Below are 11,281 nucleotides of genomic sequence, written 5' to 3' on the forward strand. Positions count from 1 at the left end.
CGAACAGTAGTCTTTTATTTTTTTAATACAGGATTTTAATCAGACTGTCCTTTTAGCATTAATTGTTGTAGGAGTAGGTGTAGGTGTCTTAGGAGATTTATTAGCTTTTATGAAGCGATTTCCTTCTTCTTGTTGATTTAGATTAAAGTTTGATTATAAATCACTCTATATCCTTGAATTTACTGTATATAAAAAAGAATGATTATTTTAAATCCCCTTATTCCGCTAAAGCACCCCGTTAGCACAACTAGCCAGAGTAAAAACATCTTCAACAAAAGTTCCAGATTATTGAAAACTAATAAGACTCCATCAATGTTTGGTATTTTTTCTTTGTGTCTAGATAAAATTCTTCGTCATTAATATTAGCTCTGTGTGGTGTCTACGGTTATGTATGTATTGCTATAAAGAAGCATATTAATATTTTTCACATTCCATAATTCCCTAAATTCATTAATTGGAACTTTTCGATTATAGCTATTGTTATCATCATTACAATTCACCAGTTGCTTTAATGATTCTGAAAGGTAGAAATACTCCTTGTCATATCCTACGACAGGGACAAAATGCAAATTATTACGATCCTTATGTACTTTAATAAAAACAATTACGGGAGTTCCTTTACTAACTTCGTACTTTAATGTATTTATATTTCCTTTATAATAGTTTGTTTTAAATCTCTTTTTTCTTAACACCGTACGGATTCCCTTTGGATATACATTGCCTGAACTCATTTTACTAGGGAAATTAGTATATAACTCTTCACCATCGGCCTCCATTCCAAAATGACGCAACACATATGCTGTTGAAAATGCTGCACATTCCCTTTTGTTTTGTATATCTATCCTATTATTTCGTTTAATTAGATAGTTAGCCGGATAAGCTCTTTTTCGTAAAACAGGTATGGGTAATGTCATTAAATATGCATTAATGATAGTTGATATAATAATCCATAAAATAGCTGTTCTAACTATAAACATACTACTTCCCTCCATTGCTTTGCGCATATCCAAACAATATTCTAAGTCCTTCTTTCACTAACCTGCTCTTTAGTTGAATAAGCTCCTGTAAATAAAATACCATAAAAATGTAAAAAATCCTTATTTTATTTAGAAAGCAACAATACTTACGAAAAGAGCCTTTTATCTATTCCTCTTACCCAACTAAACTGCCCCGTTAGTTCAATAAAGAAAAAAGAGCTGCATATGCAACTCATTGATCTTCAAGTAAAGCACCCCGTTAGTAGAAAAAATATTAACCCATAAAGTTAGATAAATAATATTGAATACCATAAGCCCCTGAAGAACTAATGCTTGCAACTAAAACCGCAATTGATAAATAAGCAATATAGCTGGATTTCCTTTTTGAAAGTAACAAATAAAAAATTGAAATGAATAAACTGACGATAAAAAAGATTATCCATAGAATACTAAATGTAAAAAATTCAAAACTGATAAGGAAACTCACTACGTAAAATAAATTTATCAAGAGTAATAAGAATAAGAGGATTCTTTCCAAAATTACATCTCCTCCCCTGTTCTTCATTCCTAATTTTACCACTAAAAACGGGTGCTATTTCACATTTTTTATTGAACTAAACTGCCCCGTTAGTTCAATAAGTTCAATAATATAAAGCGTTAATCCTTCTTAGTTCAATTAATAAAAAAGATCGAATCCTTAAAGGAATCGATCTTTTACTTCAAATGTTCGTTTAATAAGTCTTTAAGTTCCTCAATCCCAGATTAGTGTACATGTGTTAATTAGAAATCTGAGCTTTTTTAAACATTGAAATTAATGCCATACCAATTACTAATACAATGCCTAAGAAGAATAGTAAAAAACCAATTGGAATCAAGAAAAAGGGTTCTTCTAAGGTACCGTCTGAAGCCACGTTACTCCCTATTATTGCTTTTGCAATAAGGCAAATTACTCCTAAAAAAATTGGTGTAGATGCAATTAAATACTTTTTCATAATCATTTTCCTCACATTAAAAATTTGTTTAATCATTTTTTTTATATTCCAAGATATCACCTGGTTGACAGTCTAATACTTCACATATTTTTTCTAAAGTTGAAAACTTGATAGCTTTTGCTTTTCCATTCTTTAATATTGAAACGTTTGCCATTGTAATACCGAGTTTTCCCGATAATTCAGTAACACTCATTTTTCTCTTTGCTAGCATTACATCAAGATTAACTATGATAACCATGTTACACCTCAAATCGTAAATTCGTTATCCTGCTTTATTTCACTTGCTCTACGCATTAAATAAGAAAGCAAAGAAGTAAATACAGAAATAACAATTGCAAAAAACAGAATAAGTAAAAGAATCATTAATAGATTAGTGTTGTAATTTCTAATGATAACGGTGTATAGCAATGCAACAGCATATAATACCCCTTCTATCATTGCTAACACACTTATTAGCTTTAATCTTTTCGCATTTTCAACTGTAAAATCATTACCCACGCTAATATCTGAACAGATAATCCACCCAACACATAAAGCTATAAAGTATGGAACTCCAGTTATCCAAATAAACACTATAAAAGGATTAAATAACGGTTTAAAAGATTTAGATTCTAGTAATACATATCTTCCGATTTCTGGTCCAACGAAGATACAGAATAACAATCCAAATAATCCGCAAAAAACAATTATTAATTTTAACCATTTTGCTAATTCCTTTTGTTTCATAATTCACCGCCTTCTCAACTTCCTATAGCTATAATAATCAAAAATACATCCTTAGTCAATATTTTTTTATCGTAAAACAATAAATAGTTATTGTTATTTGCAGTTGTTGCATAAAAAAAACACTAGGCTCAATACCAACAATCACCTCTGTTTTGTTAGTTACCTTCATCGTTTGACAAATCTTATCATATGAACTTTCAAAGCCTTCTTTCGATTGGTGTACCGCAATAGCTTTTTTTCACATGCGCTAGTACCAACAAAAAAAACATTAAAGTACTCTTCTAAATCGAGCTCCTGTGCTTTATTTTTAGCAATTCCAACAAGTTTGGGCGATAAATCAATCAGTGTTACATTATAGCCCTCATTAGCGAGTTTTATAGGCTATTTTTCCGGTCCCGCACCATTATCTAAAACCGTTTCAGTTAAGGGTAGGAATATAACTCCTTCTTCAACTAATCTGCCCCTTTAGTTGAAGAAGAAAAAAGAGCCGCCTAAGCAGCTCAACGGTCTTCCACTAAAGCCCTCGTTAATTCAATATGAAGCCCTGTATAGAAACGAAGAATATAAACAATGAAACAATAATGAACATATATTCTTCAAATCTTTTCCTATCTTTTTGAAGTTCTACTAATCCCGTTACCAACATAAACGCACCTAAGAACAACATCAAATATGACATAAACTCAAAGTTTTTGGTAATTAGACTATAACCTGCTAATGCAATAACAATAACTGATAAGATAATTCTTAATATTTCCAACGTTTTTCTCTCCATCCAATAAGTCTCTGTACAAGTTATTGTTTAATCATAGAATTTTGAACTCTTTATTTTGTCATAAAAATGGAATTCCTTCTTCAACTATCCTGCCCCGTTAGTTCAATAAAGAAAAAAGAGCTGCATATGCAACTCAATGATCTTCAAGTAAAGCACCCCGTTAGTTAAAGAAGAAATTAGTATGATATCAGAAGAGGAGGAACCAAAGTTTAGGTTGCTCATATGTCTCCCTCATCCTGCCAACTACCTAATAGCTCTTCGAAAAAAAGTCTCGGTGCAGATTGCTGTTCATTTTGTATATGGCTTTTTGCCACAGCCATAATATTTAACTTAGGAACAATAAATATATATTGTCCAAATAAGCCGTTAGCATAGTAATAATCCATCGAGGTGTTAGTATTAGTATCTTCATAAGTCCATATCTGATAACCATATCCATATGTTCCGTCTTTTGTGGTTTCAACTTGTTTATATGGTCTTTTTACCTGAAGGAGCCAGTTGGATGAAATCACCTGATTTGAATTAAATCGCCCTTCGTTTAAAAATAACAATCCAATCTTCACCATATCCTCTAGATTTAATGAAATACTGAAACCACCCCCGTGAATTCCTTGTGGATCCTTTTGCCAAGTGTATTTATTTATCCCTAATGGACGGAATAGATATTTTTCAGCAAAGGAAGCGGTAGGAATTCCAGAAATTTTTTGTATTATCGCACTTAGTAAATGAGAGTCTCCTGAATTATACTGAAAAGTTGAACCTGGTTTATGTATAATTGGTTGTCCTAGTATGAATTTAACCCAATTTTTCGATCCTTGGAAATTTCCTACTTTTAAACCCGAAGTCATGGTCAGTAAATGAAATATTGTAATTTCTTTCTTTTGCGAATCATTAGACTCTAATATTTCTGGAAAATAGTTTTGTATGGGTTCGTGAATATTTTTAATTAAACCTTTATCTACCATAATTCCAATTAATATAGAAACAATGCTTTTTGTAATGGAATAAACCTTTGACGGCTTTTTTATAACCTTTTTATTCTTCAAGTATTCGAATATCCGTGTATTCCCTTTATAAATGACAAATGCTTCAATTCTAATACTTTTAAGTTTCTTTTCTAACTCAAAAAAAGATATTTTACTCATATCTCTAACCCCTTTCAAAAACTATACTAAATATTCTCCTTTTATATCTTATTTCCTTCTTTATTATGCTAACCTGCCCCGTTAGTTCAATAAAAAAAGGCTCTACTCCTTTTTGAAGTAAAGCACCCGTTAGTTGAAGAGGAATTACATATCATTTATCTGAAAAGTTATTTGCCTCATTTTTAATCCTTGATATTACTCCGTCTATATTAAACTCTGTAGGTATATCACCATATCGTAATTCATCAATCATTTCACTTATTTCATACCACCAAATCAAATCATCTGGATAATGTAAATCCGAAACAATCCGAAAAATCATATAAGCTAAATCAAATGTCACTGAATCGTTATTTGCTTGTATTATTTTATTAGCTAAATCACCTATATAGGCTCTAGCACACAACTCAAAGGTTGGTTTATGTATTTCCAACTCATTTAAAGCTCTATTAAAATAAACTTCCACTTCGAAAATATTTTCACCAAATGAAAATGAAGAAATTATATCTACGGATGGTGAAGACACATCGTTTTCTATTAAGTTATGGGACCAATTTACATAGTCCTCAGTCGAAACAGTTCTCTTATGTATTTTATAAAATAATGCATTTGTTTGCACTTTATCAACCACCTTATAGGTTCTTTTCCTACAACTAGATTATAACCCTTATTGAACTAACCTGCCCCGTTAGTTGAACAAAAAAAGAGCTGTCTGAACAGCTCAAAGATCTTCTACTAAAGCACCCCGTTAGTTTAAGTGTACTGTTTCACAAACTATCATAACGAATGGTTTCTGTTCTGTAATTTTGTTTCATCTATTCAAGGGGTAGCGTCAGGAAAATGAGGATTTACAACGGTAAGAAAGTGTTCGTAAATTATCCGGCCTTCAAAACGAAAACCGGATTCTATTTAAACTTTATAATAATTACCAAGATAATAACTTCTCTTTTTATTTTTAGAGTCTTTTTTTAGCCCTATATTTATCTCACTCTTTTTTCTAAACGCCTCTTCTAAATCAATATCGAGCTGGTTGGCAAGATCAAAAAGATTCCATACCGCACTAGATTCCATAATTATTTTGAACATGCTTTCTTAGTTACAAAGGGCTTGATAATCTCTCCGCATCCTATAAATATTATAATATTCACTAAAGAGACTAAAGAGCTGATTTCTTCCTTAAAAGGAATCGGTTGCTATTTTAATTAGTATTAGATTATTTAGAAAAGGACGCTTAGAGTTATCCATTCCTTCGGATATTTGAAGTATTATTTGACTAATTTCCAAAAGTTTGGCCCATAGTTATTGTTCTTAATAAAAATTTTTAATTCATTAAAAGGCAAGGCTTCTCCTACTTTTAATTTATAGATTTTATTATTTATAGGGGAACCAAAAGAAATATCTAATTGTTTGTCATTGAGATTAAATAGTATAGAATGAACAGTTCCGAAATTTTCCTCAAAATTGTGTACTGTTACACCATTAGGGTATTCCTTTAACATTAATTGTTGTAATTCATTCTTTGTAATAAAATTATTATTTTCTAAGTTGTTTTTCAAGAAATTATAACGCATTTCAGATTGTTCTAATTTCCCGCGTTCTAACTTAATTATTTCTGGCATTACAGCATGATTAGTTGCAATAAAAAATCCTGATTTTTTATTGCCTCTTTCTACAACCTTTTTTCCATCATAAGTTTCTATTAAAGCTGCATTACCATTTGCATCTGCTAGAAGCAAATTCATATTTGTTCCAATAGGCATATTCTCTAAATAGGTAATTCCTTCCTCAACATCTTTGCAATTTTCAAGTAAAGCTCTTACTATTACCATAAACTGCAGTCCTTTTATGATAGGCTTTTTCATTCCCGGATGTTTTCCAACAGGAATACCACATGAGGCAAAAGCTACACAGAATCCCTCTTCATTTAAGCCTTCACTTCGACCAAAGTAAGAAACAGAGAATCCGGTATGACTGTATTTCCCTTTTACCTTGGTTGTACAGAGTCTCATATCAGATATAGCTGGTGACAAATCGTAATTTCTAAGGACATAGGTTTTACCATCACTTGTTTTAGATGGCAAAACAGCGCCTAAACTACATCCCCCTGGTTGTAGCAAAGTTTCATCAAAAAAGTTAAGATAACTAGGCTTTACATTTAATGAATCTGCAAATCCTTGTAGCTCTTCGTTTAAACCAGGACAGTATTGGTCTATTAGTTTTTTCGTATCCTTAAATTTTGTTTCATCTATTGATTCAGATGATAAAATTACATTCATTGCATTAGGATTTTTTTTTATTTCCTCTCCCTGCCGTCTACCAATTTCATAACTATTGCCTTCAAGATAAGAAAAAGAAGCTTGAATTGAATTCATATTTGTCTCTCTCCAGTTCGAATTTTTGATTAATGTCTTTATTAGACAAGAGGGATTTATTTTAAAACAGCATCTATCAATCGTCTATCTGATACATATTTTGCTTTGTTTGGTTGTCCCTCAGCTCTGTTTATATCTAATGTATTTAAGTTTGCTACAACAGAGAAGAGCGTACCAAAATTTTGTTCTTTTAAATTTAAACAAACATGTCCTTGGGTGTCTGACATAATTGATTGTGCAATGGAAAGAGTCATTTTATTGACGTTTTCTTTAAGTCGTACATCTAATGTTTCAAAACGTTCTTTTGATTTGCTCCAATTCCAGCTTTCAGATACTGATGTACTTTCGCGATGATTGGTACAATGAATATAATTATTGGTAGGAAAACGTACTTGATAGTCATTAGGAGTAACTTCTACAACAGCCATATTCCCTAATGGATCTGCTAACAAGTAGTTATTAGCTACCGAACTGGGGAATCTTTTTAATACTTCTATTCCTTCATCCACAGTACAACAATTTTCTAAAATATATTTAACAGCAAAATAAAAATTCAATCCGGGCTTAATTCCCTCATGAGGAACTGATGTAATTCCTACAAATAAACCATGTTGATTTATACCATCAACTTTTCCAATAAAACAATCTGAATGACCCACATATTTATTTTTGCCTTCAAAACAAACTAATGAGGATTCTGTTATTTTCTTTAAATTTAGGAGCATATCATAATTACGTCCAACAATCATTTCTCTTCCATTGAATGCTGAGAAAATGCTACATTGACCGGCCATTTCAAATACTCCTATACTTAAAAGAAAAGAACTTACTTCTTCAAAAGAAGAATGACAGCCTTCTGCAAATCCTTGTATTTCCTTCACAATACTAGGGTCAAATTCAGTAAGAATAGGTTTGCATTGCTCCCCGAATTTTAACTTTTCTTCTGTTACTTTCGGAAATCGAAATCCATTTTTATAAAGGATTTCTGCGTAATGCTTACCTGCCTCGTAAGCATTTCCTTTCAATCTCGGATGATACATAGTAATTTCCCTCCGTTATTTCTTATTATTTCTTTGTATATATAAAGAATAAACCCTCCAGTAGGTGGAGAGTTTACCCTGTTTCTATATAAAGCTGTTACTTAACTATCGTTCTTGATAACCTGTATACATATTTTGGTGATAAACTCTGAGGGATGTCTGTTTAAATCTGGTCGTATCTCTCTTATGTTAAAATCGGAAGGAACAAGTCCTTTTTCATAAATCTCTATCTCTTTCCCTACATGGGTTAGATTCTGTTCCATTATCCAATTTTTCAACATTTCATATCCTACTTCCAGCTCTGAATAAGGTCCTTTAACAATCAGGCATGCGTATGTCCCACTAGCTAAAATTCTACAACCGTCTATTTTTTTCGTATCTTTTATTGGTAGAAGTAGTTCTACATCTGCCTCTTTTTGATTCAAATCTCGTTCGTGAAAGATAGCCATAAGTTTTCCTGTAATCACGAGATTAAAAGCGTAAACTCGATCAAATAAATTTTTAACCAACCTATCAATAAATTTAACCTTTATTTTCTCACGAATCGTATAAACTAGTATTTCCTTTCGATTTTCAATAGAACAGTCATATAAAATAGGTCCCGAAATTATAGAAGCCTCTTTTTCGATTTGTATTTTTAACCGATTCATCTCTTCTATTTGTTTGGACATTTGTTTTTTTTGATCCTCAAGTTCATCAATTTTATGTTCTAATATGCTTTTCCAATGTATCTGATCAGAGCATTCAATAAATTCCTTAATCGTAGCTAAGGAGAATTGACAACTTTTTAGAAGCATAATTTTTTTCATGATTTGAATTTTGTCATAGTCATAATACCGATAGTTTGTTACAGGATCTATGTAAGAAGGTTTTAGTAATCCGATGTCGCTATAGTAGCGTAATGTTTTAATGGGAATATTACATATTTCAGAAAATTTACCTATAGAGTACATTATATTCTCCCTTTACAAATACAAAATATTTATTATAAATTAGTTCTAAACATCTTGCTCAATTTCCTGTAGTCTGCGATAAAACGAAGCCTTTGTTAGACGGAATGAGAATGCAGCTAGGTGTTTAAATCTCCTTATTCCACTAAAGTACCCGTTAGTTTAATTAGGAATTGAGCTCTTTTATTGCCAAGAAGTAAGTTCTGCTACCCATTATGATGCCTCCAGCAATACCGATTAAAGTACCAATTCCAATCCAGTGGGTGGATAAATATATACCTAAAATAAACATTACTAATCCAAAAAAAACAAAGTCCTCCCTTTTTTCATACTTCTCCTCCAATGACCATTATAAAAATTAATATACAAACTACTGAGGTAAGATAATAAAGTTGTTTGATTTCGGAAATCGAATCGTTAAGCATACGCCACGCGATACTAATCCATATTAGCTTTAATATGTTCTTTCAGTTCAATAGGAGCGTCAGTTTTAATTGCTACATAGTTATATTCTTTTTCAATCCCCATAAAGAGTGTCACCTTTTGAGGAGTTTTCATTTTTAAAATCAAATCTGGATATACCTTTTCAAAATCACGTATCACAAAGTCAATAGTGTCCTTTGAGAGTTTACGTTCTAAAATTGTTGAATCCTCAATCATACACTCAACATTAGAATAGTCAATTTTTGCACGTTTCATTAAACCTAATGACAGATAAAATGATTCGTTAGTGAAATGAATTGGATTTAAACGCAACGCTTGTAGGTCCGCTAAGAAAAAAATAACCGAGTAAATATTTAACACTAATAAGATAATCGATAAAATTGGAGCTTTTTCATGTAGCCAATAATGCACTCCTAATGTTTCTACTATTATGGCGTGAATCATCATGATTTGGAATGCAATAAAACTCGATTTTTTATACATTGTGATTCCTATTGGTGCTGTATTTTTCCAACTGCTGAATGCATAATAAAGCATAAGCAATTCAGAACAGATCATTTGAATAATTGGGTTGTTTCGCACGTAATGCTCCACTGCTTGCGAGAAAGAAAAAACGACAGGGAGGTTACTTCTCTTTACTTCATTTAGTATCTTCGGCATATAACGAATAAATGTAATGATTAAAAAAAGCTCTAAAAGAATGATACAACCTTCTACAACGATGCCAATCCAAGTAATCGTTTCATAAGGCTCTAACAACGAAGATGGAATAAGAAAACGAATTAAAATACATCCAAGTGCTGATAAAATAATTGCTGATTTAACCGTGAATTTATTGTGATATAGCATAATGAATAAAGGCAATAAAATAATTAAATCTAACATTGAACCTAGAACAATAGACTGGGTTTCTTCTGGTAATATCTTTGATCCTATTGAAGTTTGATATAACATAAAGTTACTACTAAAAATTAAAACCAGCATAATAATCCACATTGGCTTTGCTTTCTCAATCCAAGTCATTTTACTCATCTCCTGCTAGCTTTGTCAGTTTTTCAAGTATACGTGCTAAATGCTGTAAATCTTCTATTGGTAGCATCCCATATAGATTTTCATTCATTTCTTTTTCTAGTAATACCATTTGCTCAAAATACTTTTCACTTTTCTCGGTTAATTGGAGTTTTATTTTTCTTCGATTTTCTTTGTCTATCGTTCTAATAATATACGCATTAACTTCGAGTTTATTTAATAATTGACTGATCGCACTGGTTGATACATTTAAGCTTTCTGCCAAATCTTTTGTTGAAGTAACCCCAGAACGAATTAATTCTAATACTAACACTTGTTTTGCCGTTAATTGATTATCGATATGCTTCTCGTATTTACTTGCTAATTGTATATTCAACTGTGTTTGTAAACTATTTATTTTTCCAACAAGTTCTTCTAACATAAACCCACCCTTTATTATTAAGTCACCTTAATAATAAAGGGTGGTTAATTTAATTTCAACGATAAATTTTTGTGTTTTTTTATACTTAGAAGAATATCAAAATATTCTTTAAAAAATAGTATGAAAATCCATACACCTTTTTTAAACAACTTCTTTTGTTTTTAAACGCCTTTATTATAAAAGTAACAACATTATTGTCAATCAACAACTACCGTTAATAATAATTCTTCGACGATAATAAATTATCCTTGTTGAACTAACCTGCCCCGTTAGTTCAAGAAAGAAAAAAAGAGCTGCATATGCAACTCAATGATTTTCAAGTAAAGCACCCGTTAGTTGAATAAGAAAAGTGAAGCTTATTCAACAATCGCGCCCGTTTGTGGAATAAAATGACAAGGTCACTGAAATAA

Annotated in this window: 13 protein-coding genes; all 13 read right to left on the bottom strand. The window is 31.3% G+C overall.

The features are described from left to right. Nucleotides 1-362: 362 nt before the first annotated feature. Entirely contained in the window at nt 363-1,004 is a 642-nt protein-coding gene (locus tag ACQKM9_RS21375) for a cysteine peptidase family C39 domain-containing protein (RefSeq protein ID WP_427736479.1), read from the bottom strand. Nucleotides 1,005-1,753: 749 nt separating this feature from the next. Continuing rightward, nucleotides 1,754-1,969, bottom strand: a complete 216-nt coding sequence (locus tag ACQKM9_RS21380) for a DUF3955 domain-containing protein (RefSeq protein ID WP_427736482.1) — start codon at nt 1,967-1,969, stop codon at nt 1,754-1,756. Between the two features lie 28 nt (nt 1,970-1,997). Then, nucleotides 1,998-2,207, bottom strand: coding sequence for a helix-turn-helix domain-containing protein (locus ACQKM9_RS21385; protein WP_427736484.1), 210 nt, complete (start codon nt 2,205-2,207; stop codon nt 1,998-2,000). A gap of 8 nt (nt 2,208-2,215) precedes the next feature. Continuing rightward, nucleotides 2,216-2,695 (bottom strand): DUF2975 domain-containing protein, encoded by a 480-nt coding sequence (locus tag ACQKM9_RS21390; RefSeq protein WP_427736486.1) that lies wholly within the window; start codon nt 2,693-2,695, stop codon nt 2,216-2,218. A gap of 526 nt (nt 2,696-3,221) precedes the next feature. After that, nucleotides 3,222-3,455: a DUF3953 domain-containing protein gene (locus ACQKM9_RS21395; protein WP_427736488.1), complete on the bottom strand. Its 234-nt coding sequence runs from the start codon at nt 3,453-3,455 to the stop codon at nt 3,222-3,224. A 233-nt stretch (nt 3,456-3,688) separates the two neighbouring features. Beyond that, the gene (locus ACQKM9_RS21400; RefSeq protein WP_427736490.1) at nt 3,689-4,615 is read right to left on the bottom strand and encodes a serine hydrolase domain-containing protein; all 927 of its coding nucleotides are present in this window, start codon (nt 4,613-4,615) and stop codon (nt 3,689-3,691) included. Nucleotides 4,616-4,766: 151 nt separating this feature from the next. Beyond that, nucleotides 4,767-5,234 (bottom strand): hypothetical protein, encoded by a 468-nt coding sequence (locus tag ACQKM9_RS21405; protein ID WP_427736492.1) that lies wholly within the window; start codon nt 5,232-5,234, stop codon nt 4,767-4,769. A 290-nt stretch (nt 5,235-5,524) separates the two neighbouring features. Continuing rightward, nucleotides 5,525-5,686, bottom strand: coding sequence for a hypothetical protein (locus ACQKM9_RS21410; RefSeq protein ID WP_427736494.1), 162 nt, complete (start codon nt 5,684-5,686; stop codon nt 5,525-5,527). Nucleotides 5,687-5,880: 194 nt separating this feature from the next. Then, a complete protein-coding gene (locus ACQKM9_RS21415; protein WP_427736496.1) occupies nt 5,881-6,987 on the bottom strand; it encodes a C45 family autoproteolytic acyltransferase/hydolase in 1,107 nt (368 codons plus the stop codon). A gap of 56 nt (nt 6,988-7,043) precedes the next feature. After that, nucleotides 7,044-8,027: a C45 family autoproteolytic acyltransferase/hydolase gene (locus ACQKM9_RS21420; protein WP_427736498.1), complete on the bottom strand. Its 984-nt coding sequence runs from the start codon at nt 8,025-8,027 to the stop codon at nt 7,044-7,046. A gap of 101 nt (nt 8,028-8,128) precedes the next feature. Beyond that, nucleotides 8,129-8,980, bottom strand: a complete 852-nt coding sequence (locus ACQKM9_RS21425) for a MerR family transcriptional regulator (RefSeq protein WP_427736500.1) — start codon at nt 8,978-8,980, stop codon at nt 8,129-8,131. A gap of 435 nt (nt 8,981-9,415) precedes the next feature. Continuing rightward, a complete protein-coding gene (locus tag ACQKM9_RS21430; protein WP_427736502.1) occupies nt 9,416-10,444 on the bottom strand; it encodes a beta-carotene 15,15'-monooxygenase in 1,029 nt (342 codons plus the stop codon). A gap of 1 nt (nt 10,445) precedes the next feature. After that, a complete protein-coding gene (locus ACQKM9_RS21435; protein WP_427736504.1) occupies nt 10,446-10,871 on the bottom strand; it encodes a MarR family winged helix-turn-helix transcriptional regulator in 426 nt (141 codons plus the stop codon). Nucleotides 10,872-11,281 lie beyond the last annotated feature (410 nt).

Source organism: Viridibacillus sp. NPDC093762 (assembly GCF_050279675.1).
GTDB lineage: Bacteria > Bacillota > Bacilli > Bacillales_A > Planococcaceae > Viridibacillus.